Annotated in this window: 19 protein-coding genes and 2 pseudogenes; 16 read left to right on the top strand and 5 right to left on the bottom strand. The window is 35.2% G+C overall.

What is annotated here, in order from left to right; all coding sequences use genetic code 11:
* Nucleotides 1-386 precede the first annotated feature (386 nt).
* From NSU17_RS02095 to NSU17_RS02085, 3 genes are all read right to left on the bottom strand, one after another.
* Complete coding sequence (locus NSU17_RS02095; RefSeq protein WP_340704157.1) at nucleotides 387-1,601, bottom strand: IS110 family transposase; 1,215 nt, start codon at nucleotides 1,599-1,601, stop codon at nucleotides 387-389.
* Between the two features lie 244 nt (nucleotides 1,602-1,845).
* A complete protein-coding gene (qacH, locus tag NSU17_RS02090; protein WP_069120661.1) occupies nucleotides 1,846-2,223 on the bottom strand; it encodes a quaternary ammonium compound efflux SMR transporter QacH in 378 nt (125 codons plus the stop codon).
* 2 nt (nucleotides 2,224-2,225) lie between these two features.
* On the bottom strand, nucleotides 2,226-2,774 hold the full coding sequence (locus NSU17_RS02085) for a TetR/AcrR family transcriptional regulator (protein WP_069120663.1): 549 nt from the start codon (nucleotides 2,772-2,774) through the stop codon (nucleotides 2,226-2,228).
* Nucleotides 2,775-3,114: 340 nt separating this feature from the next.
* On the opposite strand from NSU17_RS02085, the pseudogene NSU17_RS02080 reads away from it, so the two are divergent.
* Nucleotides 3,115-3,966: pseudogene (locus NSU17_RS02080) on the top strand (RNA-guided endonuclease InsQ/TnpB family protein); the annotation flags it as partial.
* Between the two features lie 215 nt (nucleotides 3,967-4,181).
* On the opposite strand, the gene fabI reads toward NSU17_RS02080, so the two are convergent.
* Nucleotides 4,182-4,958 (bottom strand): enoyl-ACP reductase FabI, encoded by a 777-nt coding sequence (gene fabI / locus NSU17_RS02075; protein ID WP_016836931.1) that lies wholly within the window; start codon nucleotides 4,956-4,958, stop codon nucleotides 4,182-4,184.
* Between the two features lie 177 nt (nucleotides 4,959-5,135).
* Here fabI and NSU17_RS02070 point away from each other — a divergent pair, with 177 nt between their 5' ends.
* The 4 genes and pseudogenes from NSU17_RS02070 (at nucleotide 5,136) to NSU17_RS02055 (ending at nucleotide 7,607) form a co-directional block, all read left to right on the top strand.
* Nucleotides 5,136-5,462: a PadR family transcriptional regulator gene (locus tag NSU17_RS02070; RefSeq protein ID WP_340704156.1), complete on the top strand. Its 327-nt coding sequence runs from the start codon at nucleotides 5,136-5,138 to the stop codon at nucleotides 5,460-5,462.
* Nucleotides 5,459-6,121, top strand: a complete 663-nt coding sequence (locus NSU17_RS02065) for a DUF1129 family protein (RefSeq protein ID WP_340704155.1) — start codon at nucleotides 5,459-5,461, stop codon at nucleotides 6,119-6,121. The genes NSU17_RS02070 and NSU17_RS02065 overlap by 4 nt, the downstream gene beginning before the upstream one ends.
* Before the next feature lie 77 nt (nucleotides 6,122-6,198).
* A pseudogene (locus NSU17_RS02060) lies at nucleotides 6,199-7,237 on the top strand (IS1595 family transposase).
* 52 nt (nucleotides 7,238-7,289) lie between these two features.
* Nucleotides 7,290-7,607, top strand: coding sequence for a DUF3784 domain-containing protein (locus NSU17_RS02055; RefSeq protein ID WP_340435926.1), 318 nt, complete (start codon nucleotides 7,290-7,292; stop codon nucleotides 7,605-7,607).
* A 186-nt stretch (nucleotides 7,608-7,793) separates the two neighbouring features.
* On the opposite strand, the gene NSU17_RS02050 is transcribed toward NSU17_RS02055, so the two are convergent.
* A complete protein-coding gene (locus NSU17_RS02050; protein ID WP_016836934.1) occupies nucleotides 7,794-8,042 on the bottom strand; it encodes a ferredoxin in 249 nt (82 codons plus the stop codon).
* A 111-nt stretch (nucleotides 8,043-8,153) separates the two neighbouring features.
* Between NSU17_RS02050 and NSU17_RS02045 the strand changes: the two genes are divergently transcribed.
* The 11 genes from NSU17_RS02045 (at nucleotide 8,154) to NSU17_RS01995 (ending at nucleotide 19,745) form a co-directional block, all read left to right on the top strand.
* Nucleotides 8,154-9,194, top strand: a complete 1,041-nt coding sequence (locus NSU17_RS02045; RefSeq protein WP_340704154.1) for a helix-turn-helix domain-containing protein — start codon at nucleotides 8,154-8,156, stop codon at nucleotides 9,192-9,194.
* Complete coding sequence (locus tag NSU17_RS02040) at nucleotides 9,185-10,627, top strand: RecQ family ATP-dependent DNA helicase (RefSeq protein ID WP_340704153.1); 1,443 nt, start codon at nucleotides 9,185-9,187, stop codon at nucleotides 10,625-10,627. The genes NSU17_RS02045 and NSU17_RS02040 overlap by 10 nt, the downstream gene beginning before the upstream one ends.
* A gap of 115 nt (nucleotides 10,628-10,742) precedes the next feature.
* Nucleotides 10,743-11,381: a LysM peptidoglycan-binding domain-containing protein gene (locus tag NSU17_RS02035; protein ID WP_340704152.1), complete on the top strand. Its 639-nt coding sequence runs from the start codon at nucleotides 10,743-10,745 to the stop codon at nucleotides 11,379-11,381.
* A 106-nt stretch (nucleotides 11,382-11,487) separates the two neighbouring features.
* On the top strand, nucleotides 11,488-12,735 hold the full coding sequence (locus tag NSU17_RS02030) for an RNA-guided endonuclease InsQ/TnpB family protein (RefSeq protein ID WP_340704151.1): 1,248 nt from the start codon (nucleotides 11,488-11,490) through the stop codon (nucleotides 12,733-12,735).
* A 176-nt stretch (nucleotides 12,736-12,911) separates the two neighbouring features.
* Complete coding sequence (locus NSU17_RS02025; RefSeq protein WP_340704150.1) at nucleotides 12,912-13,667, top strand: metallophosphoesterase; 756 nt, start codon at nucleotides 12,912-12,914, stop codon at nucleotides 13,665-13,667.
* A 62-nt stretch (nucleotides 13,668-13,729) separates the two neighbouring features.
* Nucleotides 13,730-14,704: a YpdA family putative bacillithiol disulfide reductase gene (locus NSU17_RS02020; protein ID WP_340704149.1), complete on the top strand. Its 975-nt coding sequence runs from the start codon at nucleotides 13,730-13,732 to the stop codon at nucleotides 14,702-14,704.
* A 326-nt stretch (nucleotides 14,705-15,030) separates the two neighbouring features.
* Nucleotides 15,031-15,630, top strand: coding sequence for a short chain dehydrogenase (locus NSU17_RS02015; RefSeq protein ID WP_016836940.1), 600 nt, complete (start codon nucleotides 15,031-15,033; stop codon nucleotides 15,628-15,630).
* Between the two features lie 437 nt (nucleotides 15,631-16,067).
* Nucleotides 16,068-16,742: a glutamic-type intramembrane protease PrsW gene (gene prsW / locus NSU17_RS02010; protein ID WP_340704148.1), complete on the top strand. Its 675-nt coding sequence runs from the start codon at nucleotides 16,068-16,070 to the stop codon at nucleotides 16,740-16,742.
* Between the two features lie 213 nt (nucleotides 16,743-16,955).
* Nucleotides 16,956-17,726: a spore cortex-lytic enzyme gene (gene sleB / locus NSU17_RS02005; RefSeq protein ID WP_340705471.1), complete on the top strand. Its 771-nt coding sequence runs from the start codon at nucleotides 16,956-16,958 to the stop codon at nucleotides 17,724-17,726.
* 12 nt (nucleotides 17,727-17,738) lie between these two features.
* Nucleotides 17,739-19,028 (top strand): PepSY1/2 domain-containing protein, encoded by a 1,290-nt coding sequence (locus NSU17_RS02000; protein ID WP_340704147.1) that lies wholly within the window; start codon nucleotides 17,739-17,741, stop codon nucleotides 19,026-19,028.
* A 75-nt stretch (nucleotides 19,029-19,103) separates the two neighbouring features.
* On the top strand, nucleotides 19,104-19,745 hold the full coding sequence (locus NSU17_RS01995) for a flagellar brake protein (RefSeq protein WP_340704146.1): 642 nt from the start codon (nucleotides 19,104-19,106) through the stop codon (nucleotides 19,743-19,745).
* The last annotated feature ends 130 nt before the right edge of the window (nucleotides 19,746-19,875 follow it).

Raw genomic sequence — 19,875 nt, 5'->3', positions numbered from 1 at the left:
TTTGTCTGAACACGTTCGTTCCATTGCGCTACGGCCACTCGCTTTCCGCGGGGAGGAACCTGAGCTTCCTTGCTGGAGTCGAGTGTCCTACGCTCCATTCCACCCTGTTTCCAACATTGTTTTCACAATCAAAAAACCTGAACGATTAAAAGTTATAAACTCTCAATCGTTCAGGTATAGTAAGGACTGAACTACTTATGTCTCAGTCTCTTTTCTTACGATTAGTCAAGTATATTTTATTAATTTGTATATGTTTTTATTTTAGTTGTAGTTGTGAGGGGGTACCCCCTCACAACTACAACTAAATTTTGGCATGCCAAAAAGACCTAACGTTTTTTTAATTTTTTCGCAAGGTCATTTATGGTATAGTGTAGTTAATCGATTATTTAACTTAAGGCAGTTTCATAATCGTATAAAATGCCATGTGTCAGTAACTGGAACGTCACTTTTAAAAATTTATTGATACAGGCGATAATCGCAACCTTATGAGGCTTTCTCTGAGGTTGTGTTTTTAATTTATAATAGTAATCTACAAAATGATTCGGTTTATCTTTCTTCTTCATAATCATGGCACACACCATAAAATATAAAAGCTTTCGCAAGTGTTTGTTACCTCTTTTATTAATACGATCATGATACTGTGTATTCCCCGATTGATAGCGCATAATATCAATTCCCGCATAAGCATTCAATTGTTTAGCATTTTGAAAGCGACGAATATCACCCATTTCCCCAATTAATCTACAAGCAGTAGAATCACCGATACCAGGGATGGAACGTAAAACCATATACTCTTTTCGATCTTTTGATAAAGTAATCATTTGTTGGACAAGTGCTTCTTTTTTATCCTTTAATTCTGCTATTCGATTTGCGTAATCACGGACTTGTTCACATCGCACATCGGTAGATTTAATCGCTGGATAACTATTTTGAGCAGCTTCTAATAAAGCAATTGCTTTTTTCTCTGCACGTTCTAAAGAAAGGTTCTTTCTTGTATTCGCTTTTAGACGATTCTTAATGACAGTTTTAGAGTGAGCTAAAACAAGTGTTGGGTGAGGGTATAGTTGTACTATATTTAAAAATAGTGCAGAATTTGGTGTCAGTATTTTTTCTAATTCTGGAAAACTCAATTGTAAAATGGAATGCAGACGATTTTTTAATAAAATCATTTCTTCATCAATTTCATCATAATAACGTGTCAATGCACGCATCTGCTCATAATAATCATCTTGGATATAGGTTGGTTCTCTCTCCATTTTAAAATGTGTTTTGGCTAATTCATGAGCATCGCTTATATCGGTTTTATGTCGACGCATCTTCGCCATTTGTAAGTTCGCTTCAAGGGGATTCATCCGACAATATGCATAACCGTAATCTTTTAAAAATGCTTCAATCGGTTTTGAATAAACACCTGTTGCTTCAAATACAATGTCTGGTGCTTGGTCATCAAGTGATGTAATATCTACTATTCGCTTATGCAATTGTTCAAAATCTCTTCGTGTATGATTGATTTCACCTTCATATTTGCACTGACGATAACTATCATAGATCGTTACTGTACTCTTTCCTTTACTAACATCTAAACCAATAACATGTTTCATTCCATTACTCCTTCTTTGCCAATTCATAGAAGTCTTCACATTACCTTATCGATTCCACTTTCTTATACACGATCTCTATGGACCCAACATACTAAACTGATTCGCATAAGGGTGTGAAGTTAGCCAGTTTTTAATACGGATTCAAAGATCCCTGAGACTGGTCGACTTTTCTTCACTTCTACTATAAAAAATAGTAGCACAAACCTTGGCCTTGGTTTGTACTACTAATCTTAGTATGTTTTTGTTATTCCATCTTTTCATTGATTGTAATAGTTTCGCTTGCTTCATGACCAGATTCTCCATGTCCTGGTCCAAACAAATTCAATATTACAACTCCTACAAGAATCAGTGTTATTCCTGCAATGCTAGCCATGTTAAGTTTTTCCTTCCAAACTAAAACTGAAATTACTGTAGTCAAAACAAGTCCTAAACCTGCCCATAATGCATATGCAGTGTTTAAGGGGATTGTTTTTAGCGACAAGGATAAAAAGAAAAAACAACCAACGAAAGCTATTATTACCCCTATTGTAGGATAGAGTTTTGAAAAGCCTTCAGATGCTTTTAATAGGGAAGAGCCAATAACCTCCCCCACTATTGCAAGTGCTAAATATAGATAAGACATTGTTATTCATCCTCCTGAGTCATTTTGATTAGTTCATCAAAAACTTTAACTTTTAAATCTTCGCTTAATGGTGCCATTCCAAATATTTCTGATAACCATAAACCATCTATGGATAATCTTGCTATTGTAATTTTGACAGGGTCGATCCCATCATTTATTAATTTTGTTTGCATACTATTGTATTTCTGGCGGAAGTCGTCTAATAAATCTGGATTAATAAACATCGCAGCCATTAATGCTGAATTTAGATTGTTGTTATCTAAATCGGAAAATGTAGTATTAACATAAGCCCTTATCCATTTTCCTATCTCTTTATTATCGTTATTAACTAACGTTAGAATGCTCTCGAAAAAATTATTTGTCCAATCTTCCACCATTCCTTTAATTAATGCTTCTTTGCTAGGGAAATGGTATAATAATCCACCTTTACTCACCCCAGCTTTTTGGGCGACCGCCTCTAAAGTGAGTTTGACAACCCCTTCTTCTTTTACAATTTCAGATGCAGCAGTCAATATATTTTTTTTCTTATTTGCATGCTTTGAAATAGACATAATAACCTCCATATTTTCGATATTTATACTATACCGTCTGGACGGTTTTTTGTCAACCGGATTAGAGTTTTTATGTAGTATCACTGTTTCACAATCAATTTATTCTAAAAAATAAATCTCAAGTTTAAGGTGAAATCCACTTAAAGTAACGGGTGCAGGTTAGTTTAAGAAGCATAGGCGTTTTTTTTGAATAAGACCCTATTTAAGATATTCAATTAAAGGGCGCGTTTCTGGAGTAACTAAAAAAGTCCAATTTCTCAATTTTAATACTGAGAAATTGGGCTTTTTAATATTGTAATTTCCTTAACGTTGTAAATCTGCATTTTCCTGACGCTACCCCTATAAGAACTTTTTTGAAGGTCGTACAGAGTTCCCTAAATTCAAAAGTAAAAAACACAAGCAATCCTATACAACCAATATGGTCAATGGAAATATTAAGATTGAAGATGGTCATATCAAATTACCAAAGTTCAAAAAGCCGCTGAAAATGAAGCAACATAGAGAGATTCCTGCTGATTACAAAATCAAATCTTGCACTATTTCGAAAACAAAGACAGGCAAATACTATATTTCGATTTTGACAGAATATGAGAAAGAAACTACTAAAGTAAACATTCAACATGTGGTTGGATTAGATTTTGCTATGGATGGTCTGTATGTCGATAGTGAAGAGGGTAAGAGAGCCAATTATCCTCGTTTCTATCGACAAGCATTGAAAAAATTAGCGAAGGAACAACGTATTTTGTCACGCAGGAAGAAAGGTTCTAATCGTTGGCACAAACAGCGACTGAAAGTAGCGAACTTACATGAAAAGGTTGCAAACCAACGAAGAGACTTTTTACACAAATTGTCCCATCATCTTGCAAGCAAGTACGATTGTGTTGTTGTTGAAGACCTCAACATGAAGGGAATGTCACAAGCCCTACATTTTGGTAAAAGTGTTACTGATAACGCATGGGGGATGTTTACAACATTTCTCCAATACAAGTTAGAAGAGCAAGGAAAAAAGCTTATCAAAATAGATAAATGGTTTCCATCATCCAAAACTTGTTCATGTTGCGGTCGAGTAAAGGAGTCTCTATCTCTTTCTGAGCGTACATTTCGCTGTGATTGTGGTTTTGTGGCAGACCGTGATTGGAACGCTTCTATCAATATCAAACATGAAGGATTGCGGCTGTTAGGGTTAGTATAGTAAAAAGAACTCTTGGAACGAGAGGGATAGCTCGGTCTATTTCCCATCATGAGATGGGATTACCCGAGAAGCCCCCACCTCTAAGCGAAGCGTAGGTGGCGGGTAGTTCACATAGTTGTAAGTAGGTCATTCGTTTAGAGAATGGCCTTTTATTGTGAGAAAATAAAAAAAGTAGCACAAACCAACAATTGATTTGTACTACAGCTAGTGAAAGATTATCCCATAATATGATAACCTGAGTCAACGTAAATCGTTTCTCCTGTAACGCCGCGGGATAATTCGCTAAGCATTACGACTGTCATATCTCCAACTTCTTCTTTATTTGTATTGCGTTTCAATGGAGATACTTCTTCATAACGGTGAAGGGCTTCGTTAAAGCTTGGAACACCTTTAGCAGCCAATGTACGAATTGCACCAGCGGAAATGGCATTAACGCGAATACCTTCTTTGCCAAGATCCGCAGCTAAATAACGAACGCTTGCTTCAAGCGCTGCTTTCGCAACACCCATGACATTATATCCTTCAAGAACTCGTTCCGCACCCAAGTAAGACATTGTAACGATAGAGCCGCCTTCTGTCATATAAGGACGCGCTGCATTAGCAACAGCAATTAATGAGTATGCGCTTGTATCTTGGGCAAAGGCATAGCCCTCTCGAGAAGTTTCAACAAAGCGATTTTTTAAATCTTCTGCATGAGCAAAGGCTACAGAATGTACGATACCGTGGATGACACCGAATTGTTCACCAATTTGTTTGAATGCATTTTGAATCGATTCGTCGCTGTTCACGTCACATTGAATAATGGCTGTTTTGTGGTCTTGATAGTCTTCTAAAATTTTTTCTAGTTTTGCTTTTGAACGATCTTTTCGATACGTGAAAATCACGTTTGCTCCAACTTCTAATAGTTTCTTTGCTGCTCCCCAAGCGATGCTTCTTTCATTGGCAACGCCCATCACAACGATATTTTTATCTTTTAATTTTAATACATCCATGTACTTGACCCCTTTAACATCAGTTATTAGTACCAACTACTAGAAGTGTAACAGCATTTCTAATAAAAATCAATATAAACTATTGACTGCTATTTTGTAATACAATATAGTTATGTATAGTTACTTTGTTTTACAAGATAGGTGCTTATCATTCCAACAATTGAGGTGGTGAAGTCTTTGTCTATTCGGAGTCAATTGTTAAAGGGAGTGCTCGATGGATGTATATTAGCAATTATTGAAAAAGATGAGATCTATGGATACGAATTATCAAAAAAGCTAGAACAAGTTGGCTTAGATATTAGTGAAGGTACAATTTATCCAGTGCTATTACGGCTTCAAAAAAATGGATATATTGTGGGGGAAATGAGGGCGTCTGTTTCAGGCCCAAATCGAAAATATTATTCTATTACGGTGAAAGGAAAAGAAGTACTTGATAATATTCGGGAAGAATGGAAAATCCTATCTTCTTCCATCGAAAAATTGTTGGGGAGTGATAATAAATGAAAGTTTCAGTGAAAGAGTTAATACGACAAAATAACGAAAAAAGAAAACAGCTTACACGAGAAAATCAGCAATATTATGAAAATCTCCTTGTTTACATTCGCGCCAATTTATCGAGAAATGAGCGAGCTACAGAGGAAGTTTTACTTGAAATGCTAGAACATCTATTAGAAGCACAGAAGGAAGGAAAAACAGCATCTGAAGTTTTCGGGAAAAATCCAAAAGATTTAGCGGATGAAATAATTGCCTCTTTACCAAAAGAATCTTGGAAGCGCCAATTAGAATTCGCTTTTGAAATCCTTTTTACGTTATTCGGGTGGTATTTGATTGTTCGTGGAATATTTCCTTTACTAAATAAAGAGAATCAAATAATTTATTCTGGAAATCTTGTTATCTCAACTCTTCTGCTAGTCGGTAGTTTATTGATGTTGATTTATTTAATAGTGAATCTATTGAAAAAAGAAGCTTTTCAAGAACCAAAAACAAAACAAAAAATGACAATTTTCTTTGGATTCATCACGATTGTTTTATTTGCGATGAGCTTTTATGTAAGATTTGCGATTCAACCATTTGGACCTTCATTTGAGGTTTCATATTATACCATTTTTGGCCTAGGGTGCTTCATGTTGTTAGCTTCTTATTTATTTAAAAGGCTTTGTTAAATTACTCTGTTGATATTTGATAAAAACAAACAAATGTTCTATAATGTTAGTAAGAACATTAGTTTGGAGGGTTTGAAATGACATTAAGAGGGTTAATAGCAGAGATTAAAAAATTGAATTCAGCAGAACAACATCGGTTAAAAGAATTTTTTATCAATTCTCTTATGTCATTTTCTGCAAGTGAACCTGTCTTTCAAGAAGTAACTGAACGAAAAAATAAAGATGGCTACACCTGTGTACACTGTAATTCTAAACAAGTGGTTCGTTTTGGTAAATATACAGTAAAACTTGGTCTGAAAGAAGTTGAACGTCAACGATACCGTTGTAAAGATTGCGGAAAAACATTTACTGATGTAACTGCAACACCATTGTATCGAACCCATAAGTCTGAAAAATGGTTGGATTTTATAAAATGTATGTTAGAAGGTTATTCACTCCGTAAATCGGCAGAACTCATTGGTAATGTACATTTACGTTACCCTGTTTTATTGGAGGCATAAAGTATTGTCTGCATTAAAACAAATGAATTTTGAATCTTTTTCAGGGATTGTAGAGATGGATGAAACTTATTTTCTGTATTCGGAAAAAGGCAAAAGAAATATCGAGGGGCGTAAACCTCGCAAACGTGGTGGCTCGTCAAAATTTCGTGGCATTAGTCACGAACAGGTTTGCGTTTTAATCGCAAGAGACCGTCAAAAGGCAACATATTCTGGTGTACTTGGTAGAGGTAGAATTGTTAAAACTCAATTAGATAAGGCTATTGGTTCTAAACTATCATCGGACAATACTCTTTGCACCGATGCTTGGAGAGCTTTTTCTGCCTATGCAAAAAGCAAAGAATTGGAGCATTATCGTTTTAAGTCAGATGGTACAGAACGTGTAAAAGGATTGTATCATATCCAAAACGTTAATAACTATCACAGCCGTTTAAAAGGTTGGATGCAACGATTTAATGGTGTGGCAACAAAATACCTCGACCATTATTTGAGTTGGTTTCAATTCTTAGATATTGTTAAACACCGAAGTGATAATGCATCTATAAGTAAAATGATTGTAGAGAGCTGTCTATTTCCAATTAATGAAACCTATGATTCATTAAGAACGTATAAATATTAAAATCTCGATTGTTTAACCAACAGAGAATCTTATAGAAAAGGAGGTAACTCGTTTGGGAGTAGCTGTTCTTATTATTTCAATACCTTTCTTAATTTTTGCTATCACACTATCGAAAGGAAAAGGAGCATCAATACTCGCAGGTTACAATACAATGCCTGACAGTGAAAAGGCTCAATACGATGAAGTAGCTTTGTGCAAGTTTATGGGTAAAATTATGTATGGTATTAGCTTTAGCATATTATTATTTGCATTGAGTGAGATGTTAGAAAACCAAGTTTTATTTATTATTGGTCTTATTTTATTTTTATCACTTATTATTTTTGCATTGGTGTACTCCAATACAAGAGACAGATTCAAAAAGAAAGTTTAATGATAATTGAAAGAGGACTTCACATCTTGAAGTCCTTAATTTATTAATAGAATCAACAATATTCATTAACATAGCCATTTAAAAAGATGCGGGAGCAAAAGGCGTAGTAGGGGAAAAAATTATTGTAAAATTCTAAGGGAAATAAAAATCAGGTGCATCCATTATCGGTGCACCTACTCTTATATTCTATTCAAATTTCAATGGGTCGCCATCGAAAGGTTCATCTGCCACTTTAATAGAATCTGTAGGGCAACCTTCAAAGGCATCTTGCATATCTTCCAGTAAATCTTCTGGTACTTCAGCGGTACCCGTGTTATCATCTAAAATAACGAAGGCAATTCCTTCATCATCGTAATCATAAATGTCAGGGGCAGCTGCGCCACAAGCACCACAAGCGATACATGTATCTTTATCTACAATTGTGTATTTTGCCATTTAGTAATCTCTCCTTTTTTCTATTGCGCTTCCAAGTTAAAGCTTCTTTATTATTCTAAAACTGTTTATTACACTTTTCAACATTAAGACTGTAAAATTGGAGGTTCTGATTTGCTATTTCAGTATTTAGTCTTAGATATATTAAAAACCGTAGAAAATGAGCGCACAATTTCTTCTCCTTATCATTTGCTGAAAGGGAAGCGCTCTGGCCAAACGATTCAAGATGTTGGTATATTCCGCTTGCATTCATATTTTGGTATTTTACCAACATTAACAAGGCAAATTTATGATAAAGAGATTCAAAAACTTGTTGAACATCAATTGATCGTTATATCAGAAAATAGTTTTCAATTAACGAAACAAGCAAACGAACTTCTTCAGCATTATGAGCCACTTCCTTTGAATGGTTGGCAATATAGAGGAAACGAACAGATCTTTTTTTCAAGACTCTCACTAACAGTACAAAGTTTATCGCATGCAAGAGAAAATGTCATGGCATTTTCTCCTATTCAAAAAGATGAAGAAATTCAGCGTTGGGTGCGACATTTCCTTTTAATCAATGATTACAAATCGGGACTTCTAAACCATAGCTTATATGATGAAATTCTACAAAGTCTTGAAAGGGCACAAATCAATACACAAGCAAAAGAAATTGTTGTAAAACGATTAGCGGGCTATCAAGAAACTGGATTTACTTGGGAACAAATTAGCATGGAATATCAAATGGCCGAAATAGATGTTCAAATCATATTTGTAGCTTGTCTTCATCAATGGTTGAATGAAATACTATTGAACACGAAACAATACCCATACCTATCTCAAATCGCTGATAAGATTCGCGTAGAAATTCCGCTGACGGGTTCTGCTTATCATACTGCGATGCTCTTTAAAAAAGGATATTCGATTGAACAAATCTGCAAAATTCGGAAGTTAAAACAAAGTACCATTGAAGACCACTTAGTTGAATTAGCAATCAATGATTCAACGTTTCCTATTGAACAATTTATAAAAAAAGAAGATATACAACTCGTACTTACAGCGACAGAAGATTACAATACGAAAAAGTTGAAAATTCTTCATGAAGTGCTACCGCATTTATCTTATTTTCAATTGCGTCTTGCACTGGCGAGAGGTGAAAAATTTTGCAATTAGAACAGCTGTTACAAAACCATTTTGGATACACTTCATTTCGACCAGGACAAAAAGAAGTCATTGAACAATTAATGAATGGAAGAGATACAATCGCTTTACTTCCCACTGGAATGGGGAAATCCTTATGTTACCAGCTTCCAGCATACATATTTAAAAAACCGATATTAATTATTTCTCCATTACTATCCCTCATGCAAGACCAAGTTGACCGAATGAAACAATTTGGTGAAAAACGGGTAGTAGCATTGAATTCTTTATTGAATCGTGAACAAAAACAACGAGTTTTACAATATTTACCTCAATATCGATTTATTTTTAGTTCACCGGAAATGTTGATGCAGGAACAGGTTAAAAGCAGACTGAATCAGATCGAATTGGCGTTAATTGTGGTTGATGAAGCCCACTGCATTTCCCAGTGGGGATTTGATTTTCGACCGGATTATTTGAAAATTGGAGACCTAATCAAAGATAAACGACCACCGATTTTAGCATTAACTGCAACTGCAACAGAAAAAGTGCTAGAAGATATACGGCATGTTTTAAAGATGGATGACCCTTATGAATACATTCATTCCGTTGACCGTCCAAACATTCGTTACGGGAAAAAAATATTTCACACAAAGGAAGAAAAAATGGAATGGCTCTTTGAACATGTTTTTCATACAGAAGGGCCAGGCATTATTTATACGCGATCGAGAAAAAGAACGGATGATATCACAACACAATTATTGAATCACGGGCTTTCTGTTTCTTCCTATCACGGGGGAAAAGATGCGGTAGACCGACAATTTATTCAACAGCAGTTTTTAGACGGCTCTTTGGAATGGATTGTTGCTACGAACGCTTTTGGCATGGGCGTACATAAAGAAAATGTACGTCAAATTATTCATGATTCAATTCCTTCAAACATCGCAGATTATATGCAGGAAGTAGGAAGAGCTGGTCGCGACGGCAAAGACGCAATCGCTATTTTGTTGTATTGTGAAGGGGATGAAGATGTAGCTCATTATATTGCAGGGGAAGATTTGCCGAATGAAAATCAAATTGAGTTGTACGATGAATATGTAAGAAGGCAAGTTAATCCGAAAGAAATGATGCATGATGGACTGATTTCTGAAACATCTTTTCGCGTATTGCACTATTGGATGGAGCATTATTCGATGGATGAAGTCAAATCTATTTTTCGACAAATGATGAGTGACAAATATCGTTCTGTGGAAGAAATGTTGAACATTGTAAAAAGTGATCAATGTATTCGAGAACAACTTGTCCATTACTTTGGCCAAACATTAAATAGTAAACCAGAGCATTGCTGTGAACATTGTGGTTTAGAATACCAGCATTTTCTCCTTCCAAGAACAACAAAAGAAACAAAAAGAAATTCGACCACTTGGCAGAGGAGATTGCGACAAATTTTATTAGGAACTGACTGATTGTAGTAAAATAATCATCATTGCGACAAAAATCTTTGAAAATAAAAATTTCCTCTCATTTACTTTTTCCCTCATTTTCGTCATAATTAGATATGATTGCAAATGGAGGTGCATTATGAGTAAAAATGATTATCGAAAAAAGATTGAAGAACACCGCCAATCGATTGAGATAAAAGATTCAAAAACGAGACTAAGTCGTTCAGAACGTCGTCGTAAAAAGAAAAAAACAAAAGAAACTCCATTACTCACCACTTTAACCGTTATTCTAATCGGTATTCCATTAGCGATTTTAATATATGTTTGGGGCTTTTGGAATCCAGGAGATAATGAAGAAGTTGCTGTTGATAAAGATGAAAATCTGATTGAAGTCCAAAGAAATAATGCGGTAGCAGCTAGCAATAAAGACGAAAAAGACAAAGCGGATGTAAACAAAGAAAAAGAATCTTCATCTGAAACATCGGAAAAAGAGGGAAAAAAGGATTCGGAAGCTAAACAAATATCAAAAACCGATTCTTCACATAAACAAACAGAAAAGGACGATTCTTCAATGAAAAAAGAAAATAGTCCACCTCAACATCATGAGAAGCAAAAAGAAAGTGTAAAAGTACATACTGTTAGTGCAAATGAAAATTTATTCCGTATTGCAAAACAATACTATAGTGATCCTATGAGTGGTGTTGAAAAAATTAAAGCGGCAAATAATTTATCATCCGATATCATTAGTCCAGGACAGTCGCTCATCATTCCGGAATAAAAGAAAATATTTTATCAGTTGAATGAATCGCCTTAACTATATTTACTGAAAATAATATAGATTCAGTAAAGTATAGTATAATATAGTTAGATGGGAGGTGAAAAAAATGTATTTTTGTATCAAGCAACAGCTAAATGGTTTGACGAAAGAAGAATACTTGACTCTTAGAGAACTGTGCCGTATTGCCAAGAACATATACAACGTCGGATTGTACAATGTTAGACAATACTATTTTGAACACAAGGAATTTCTTAATTATGAGAAAAACTATCATCTTGCAAAAACGAACGAAAACTATAAGCTGTTAAACAGCAACATGGCACAGCAAATTTTAAAAAAGGTTAATGAAGCTTTTAAATCTTTCTTTGGCTTAGTAAAACTAGCCAAACAAGGCAAATATGACTACAAGGCTATCAGTATCCCAAAATATCTTAAAAAAGATGGCTTTCATTCACTAATCATTGGTCAAATTCGTATAGACGGCAACAAATTCACGATACCGTATTCGAATCTGTATAAAAAGACTCATAAGCCTATCACGATAACGATTCCGCCTGTGTTACTTGACAAAAAGATTAAGCAGATTGAAATCATTCCTAAGCATCATGCTAGGTTCTTTGAGATTCAGTATAAATATGAAATGCCTGAAGATCAAAGAGAATTAAATGACCAAAAAGCACTGGCGATTGATTTAGGATTAAATAATCTTGCCACTTGTGTCACATCAGACGGCAGATCGTTCATCATTGATGGGCGGAGATTAAAAAGTATTAATCAATGGTTTAACAAAGAAAATGCCAGACTTCAAAGCATTAAAGATAAGCAAAAAATCAAAGGCACAACTCGTAAACAAGCTTTGCTTGCTATGAATCGCAATAATAAAGTTAATGATTATATCAGCAAGACTTGCCGTTACATCATAAACTACTGTATTGAAAATCAAATTGGCAAACTTGTCATTGGCTATGCTGAAACATTGCAGCGAAATATGAATCTAGGAAAAAAGACAAATCAAAACTTTGTCAATATTCCTCTCGGTAACATAAAAGAAAAACTAGAATATCTTTGTGAATTTTACGGCATTGAATTCTTTAAGCAGGAAGAATCATATACGTCCCAAGCCAGCTTTTTTGACGGCGATGAGATTCCTGAATATAATGCCGACAATCCAAAAGAATATAAGTTCAGTGGCAAACGTAATAAGCGAGGTTTGTATCGAACAAAGTCCGGCAAACTAATCAATGCTGATGTAAATGGCGCACTAAACATCTTAAAGAAAAGTAAAGCTGTAGACCTGAGTGTCTTATGCTCTAGCGGCGAAGTGGACACGCCTCAAAGAATAAGGATTGCTTAAAGCAGTCAAACTTCTTTGGAAGCCCCCACTTCAAATTTTCGCTAAAAAATTAAGTGGGGGTAGTTCACCAGTTGAATAAAATCCAGTAAAATATTATACATTACTGTAGGCTAGTGGATTAAAAGACGATGGTATATTCACCACGTCTTTTTTTTATCAGGAGGGGTACAACTTACATGATTGTTTTCGCAACGGTCCTCATCTTCGGTTCAATTCTTTCCTTTATGGTAAAGGAAGCTTTTGAAAATAACGTCATTCATCATGAAATATCATTAAAAGGTAAAGAGGAAAAATACACGATATTTTTCATTTCTGATATTCATACCCGATTAATTAGCGACAAATTGATTCAAGACATAAACGCTCCAATCAATGCTGTTATTATTGGAGGAGATTTAGCAGATAGAAGAACAAAAATATCGACCATTTACCGCAATCTTCATCTTCTAAAAACATTAGGGCCTGTTTATTTCGTTTGGGGAAATAATGATCGGGAAGTGGGAGAGGAGCGATTAAGAGAAATTTTTCAAGAAACGGGTGTACAAATCGTAGAAAACGATGCAGTGTTACTCCCGAATACGATAAATCGATGTTGGTTGAGTGCGGTCGATGATCTATCATCACGCAAAGCTCAACCTGAAAAAGCATTTAGTAAATGTCATCCTGAGGATATCGTTATTTTCGTTTCTCATAATCCAAATCTATTTCCAAAATTAAAAGATTATCATGCTGATCTAAGGTTGGGCGGACATTTCCACGGAGGACAAATTCGATTAGGGCCTTTTGGTATTTATCCTGTTGGCTCGTTTAGCGCTAAAGATGGCAAGTATACACTCATTAGTAATGGTTATGGAACATCGATGGTACCCTTACGTTTTGGTGCAAAACCGGAATGCCACATTATTGATATAAACTTCCATAGTGAACTTTAAACAAAGGATTGACATTCGCGTTATAATAAGAAGTAGTTTGTCGAATTAAGGAGATGTATTCAATGCAAAAAGTAGATGCAATTATCGTTGGAGGAGGCCCTTGTGGTTTATCGGCAGCGATTGAACTGCAAAATATTGGGCTAAAACCCATCGTGATTGAGAAGGGGAACATCGTAAATGCACTTTATCATTACCCAACCCATCAAACATTCTTTTCAACAAGTGAGAAATTAGCCATTGGCGATGTTCCGTTTATTGTTGAACAACGAAAACCAAGCAGAAATCAAGCTCTTGTCTATTATCGTGAAGTCGTGAAATTAAAAAATATTCATGTGAACCGATTTGAGAAAGTAATTTCTGTGGAAAAAAGACAAGATGGATTATTTACTGTAACATCAGATAAAGCACAATATGAAACACCTTACGTTATTTTGGCGACAGGTTATTACGATCATCCAAATTATATGAATGTCCCTGGAGAAGACTTACCAAAAGTATTCCACTATTTTAAAGAAGCCCATCCATTCTTTGATACAGATGTGTTAGTTGTTGGTGGGAAAAACTCAGCGGTTGATGCAACTTTAGAATTGCATAAGGCAGGAGCACGGGTTACGGTTGCTTACCGAGGCAGCGACTTCTCCCCTAGCATTAAACCTTGGATATTACCAGAATTTCAATCACTTATCCGAAATGGTGAAGTGGTTATGCACTTTAATACGACCGTTAAAGAAATTCGTGAACATGAAGTTGTTTTAAATATTCATGGGAAAGAAGAAGTAATTAAAAACGATTTTGTTTTTGCAATGACTGGATATCATCCAGACCACTCTTTTATTCGAAAAATGGGTGTAACGATTGATGAGGAAACAGGTCGACCTACATATCATCCTGAAACGATGGAATCAAATATTGAAAACTTGTTCATAGCTGGAGTTCTCGCTGCCGGCAACAATGCCAATGAAATTTTCATCGAAAACGGTAAATTCCATGGAGCCTTTATTGCAAAAGCAATTCAAGAAAAAAAAGCGAAAAAGTAAGGGGTTAATCAACTATCGCCTTCAAATTGTTTTATCGATTTTCGTTTCTGCGGGCTTTCTGCGGGGGGTATTCTTAGCCTCGCAGGAGCTCTTTCTTCACTTCTGTGGGTTGTTACGCTTTTCCTATAGAAAGTCTTGCTTTGCTACGGAAGAGGAATGACGGGACAAGCCGCCTTCACTTAAATGGACATTTCAAAAAACATTTCTAAAGTAAACGAGTCTTTACGCACAAGCTTTACATTTTCATAAAACAGATTTTATATTAATAGCATGAAATCAAGTAATGTTTTTTCATAAACGGTTTTTTGGATAGAGGAGGAATTGGTTTGAGAATTTTAGTTGTAGGAGCTACTGGTACAATTGGAAAAGCAGTAGTTGAAGAAATGAAAGATAGAGCAGAAATTATATGTGCAAGTCGCAGTAAAGCTGACATAAAAGTTGATATTACATCAGTTGAAAGTATAAAACAGATGTTTAAAGAAGTAGGAGAAATCGATGCTTTAGTGAGTGCAGCGGGAGGAGTCCACTATACGTCACTTGAAACATTGACGCCTGAACTAAATCAAATTGCAGTACAAAGTAAACTTTTAGGACAAATCAATTTAGTATTACTAGGTTTACCGTATATTAAGGACAATGGTTCAATTACTTTAATAACTGGAGTTCTAATGGATGATCCGATCAAAACTGGAGCTTCTGCAGCCATGGCAAATGGTGGCGTACATGCATTTGTCAAAGCCGCAGCTATTGATATGCCAAGAGGAATTCGAATTAATAGCGTTAGCCCAACAATTCTTGAAGAATCATTTGAAGATTACGGGTCTATGTTTGAAGGATTTGAGCCAGTTCCCGTAAAAAGAGTTGCTCTTGCCTATAAAAAGAGTATTCTAGGTGCTCATACGGGCAAGACATTCTATGTTTATTAAAAAGTGTCATTTTAAGCATTACCCACGTATTCAATAAATGGGTAGTGCTTTTTATTTTTTATGAAAAATTGATTGACTATTTTTATATGCAATAATAATTACGATACATATTTCGATAAGTCGATTTTTTCAAATTTACTTCGATATGGGTATACCAAATTTGGCATTATAGAAATATTTCTGATATGAGGTAATATATAGGATATGATGATGTGCACTTTGAAAAAGAAAGAGATTCGTATTGGGAATGCAACGATCTACAGTACAATTTAGTGTTGCAGTATAATAAAGGGGTTTTAGAAAAAATTTTTAATTTCGTGAGGTTTTCGCGACGGATAATCGTCGCTTTATTTATTGTTAGAAATTTTATGGTCCTAAACTTTAAAAAAGGTAGGTAATACTATAAAATATTATGTATAAGGAAAGGAGCGTCGATATTGTTTATTTTACTCTCTGCAGCGATTGCTCCAGGATTAGCATTATTTAGCTACTTTTATTTGCGAAATCAAATGGCGACTGAACCTCGAAAAACACTTTTTCGAACATTTATTTTTGGACTATTAATTACTTTCCCTATTATGTTCATTCAATATGTCTTGCAGGAAGAAGAATTAATTACAAATCCATTTTTCCTCAATGTTGTTTTCTCAAGTACTATGGAAGAATTTTTTAAATGGTTCATTATTTTTGCATTTATTTATCGCCATGTTGAATTTGACGATCCATATGATGGAATTTTGTATGGAGCAGCTGCTTCGCTTGGGTTTGCCACAATGGAAAATCTCCTTTATTTGTTGACATTTGGAATAGATACGGCATTTATGCGTGCGTTACTACCTGTATCAAGTCACGCCTTATTTGGTGTGGTGATGGGCTATTATTTTGGGAAAAGTAAATTTACAAAGAATAATCGTTCAATGGAATACTTAGTTCTTTCTATTGGAGCGCCATTTCTGTTGCATTTTGCCTATAACTCTATTTTGATGTTTGAAGATTATTGGGTTTATTTAATCGCACCATTTATGTTATTTTTATGGTGGTTTGCGTTAAGGAAAGTGAAGTTAGCTCACGAGCATTTAATTAAGCATTTAATAGAACAAAATAAAATTTAGCATGACCTAAAAGGAATGAGATTGCTTTTTAGGTCATTTTTTATTTTATTTGAAAATAACAATAAAATTTCATTCACTGTACATAATAACTCCTGAATGGTCGTTTCGATTGTTGATTCGACCATTTTTTCATTCGAATGTGCATAAATGATGTTAAATTTAACATGCTATGAAAAAGGAGTGAAATATATGGTAAGAAAACTTCTGATTTCAATGCTCATATTAATGACCTTAATCGGTACATTTACTGTCATGAAGCCTGAAGAGTCATTCGCTTTTTCTAATCAAGTTTTAGAACGGGGAGCCTTCGGTGATGATGTGATTGAGTTACAAGCAAGATTGCAATACTTAGGTTTCTATCATGGAAAAATTGATGGAAAATTTGGCTATGGAACTTATTGGGCTTTACGGAACTTCCAAGAAAGTTATGGTTTAAAAGTGGACGGCATAGCTGGAGCGCAAACAAAAAGAGTGCTGGTAAACAACAGTGATTTTGACCGTGAATGGGTCCATGCACAAATCAATGCGGGTAGAGAATTTACTTATTATGGCGGAATTCCTCTTAACCAACAAGTAAAAGGGAACAAAGGTTCATCAGGAAGTACAAGCTATCAACTTCCACCAAAATTTACGGAACAAGATTTACAGCTGATGGCCAATGCCGTATACGGCGAAGCTAGGGGAGAACCATACGAAGGACAGGTTGCAGTGGCAGCAGTTATTCTAAATCGACTTGAATCTCCTGATTTTCCAAATACGATTTCAGAAATCATTTTCCAACCTGGCGCTTTTACTGCAGTTGCTGATGGACAGATTTGGTTAACTCCTAACGAAAGAGCGAAACAGGCGGTTCTTGATGCAATGAGTGGATGGGATCCATCAGAAAATGCTCTTTACTATTTCAATCCAAAAACAGCCACGAGCAAATGGATTTGGACGAGACCACAAATTAAACAAATTGGTCAACATATCTTTTGCTATTAAAGGAGCGACATTATGAAAAGTGCGGTATACTTACTTTCCATTGCTGTTATTGCATTAGGACTATATGCTTTTGATGTTAGAGCAGACAATAAACAGTTGCAACAAGCCATGCATGCCCAATATACAAACTCATTATCCAATGCCAGTGAAAAATTGACCTACTTGCAGCGGTCTGTAGCACAATCCTTATTGTTCCAGGATGAGAAGGCGCTGCAAAATGAACTTGATAACATTTGGCGAACAAGCAATGAATTGCGTTCATCTATCAGTAACTTACCATTGAATCCTGATGTAGCAAATCAATGGCTACGATATATTGGGAAAATAGGAGATGAAGCAAAAAGAGCTTCGACAAATGGTGATTATGAAACTTGGCAATCCAAAATGAAAGTTGTAAACAAAAATTTAGAGCAACTAACAGATGAATGGGCTGTTGCAACAGCTCAATTTTATGAGAATGATGGGAACTTTGATAAATGGCAACAAGTTGCAAAAACAGAGCTTGAAGAATCACCATTTAAAAACCTCGCATCAAACTTAAAAACTTACACGGAAAAGGACTTCCCATTAACAACGAGTGAATCTGATTGGCTAAAGAAAAGAGACTTAAAACATATAAGAGATCGTGAAATTACGAAGGACGAAGCAATTCAAGTATTAGAAAAATTAGTACCTGGAATTAAAGACGCTACGTATACTGTATCGAAAAGTAAAGATGATGCACCTTATCCGTTTTATCACATTCAATTTGTTAAAGGCAGTCGGGTCGGATATGCGGACATTACTGTAAAAGGTGGACATTTAATTTCCTTCTTATCTGAACGTCCGGTACAGCCAGACAAAAATATTACACAAGAAAAAGTGAAGGAGTTAGTACAACAATTTATAGACCGAGCTGGATATGATGATTTAGCGTTAGTTGAAATGCGAGAAAACCATGAAGCTTGGCATATTCATCTTGCTCGAGTGGCTGGCAAACATAATGCGTTTGTGTATCCTGATGGAGTACAATTGAAAGTTTCTAAAGATAGCGGTGAGTTATTAGGGCTAAATGCAATGGAATATGTACAAAGAGAAAACATTAATGATAACCAGCCAGTGGTACCGATCGATTGGAAACAATTCTTCCGACCAAATACAGTAGTGGAAGAAGAGCGCTTTATCTACACAGAAAATGAAGCATATGAACTAAGATTATGTTATGAAGTAATTGCTCGTTTTTCAGACAATATCAATCAAACATATCGAGTTGTTGTGGATACGGAAAATCATGATGTCATAAAAGTGGAACAATTACCATAATTATCAAAATGCTCTAGAAATTCGCCTTAATTCGTGCAATAATAAAATTACAATTATTGTGCGAGGCGAATAAGTATGGATATTAAGATTGGAACAGTTCTCACATTGGAACCAACGACATCGGAAAAAGTTGAAAGATTTAAATGTAAAGTAGTGGAAAAGAAAGACAATATCATTTTTATTACTTATCCCGTAGATACGAAAACGGATAGGACAGTTTATCTAGTTGACGGTTCCCAGTTTCGTGCAATTTTTCGAAATGATGACGATATCAACTATGCATTTCAAACGGAAGTTGTCGGTCGTAAAATGGATCGAATTCCTATGATAATGCTTTCTTGTCCTCCAGATGATGAATTCATCAAAATCCAAAGGCGGGAATTTGTTCGAGTAAAAACACCTGTAGATGTTGCAGTGGAGCATTTAAATCAATTTTATCAATTCGTAACGGATGATATTAGCGCTGGCGGAGCCGCTATCAAAGTGCCTATATCCCCTCCATTTTCAGAGGGAGATAAGGTCAAACTAACGATTGTATTGCCTTATAAATCTGGAGAAATTCAATACATTCAAACGGATGCAGAAGTGATTCGAATATTTGAAAAGAATGGCCAAATGCTTGCATCTCTTCAATTTATCGATACGGACGAACTAGATAAACAATTCATCCTTCGATTCTGTTTTGAACGCCAAGTGATGCTGCGTAAGGAGATATAGGACCTCCAATAAACGATTATTGGAGGCTTTTTTATGGATAAAAAATAAGGATTCGACAACAATATGTAATACAAACTAGTTGTTTTTATTTACACAAACTATGAAAATAGTAAAAGTAAAAAACTTTGTT

It is taken from the genome of Ureibacillus sp. FSL K6-2830, assembly GCF_038004145.1.
Lineage (GTDB): Bacteria > Bacillota > Bacilli > Bacillales_A > Planococcaceae > Ureibacillus > Ureibacillus thermosphaericus.
The sequence above is the reverse complement of the archived record's forward strand: the minus strand, read 5'-3'. Positions and strand labels throughout refer to the sequence as shown.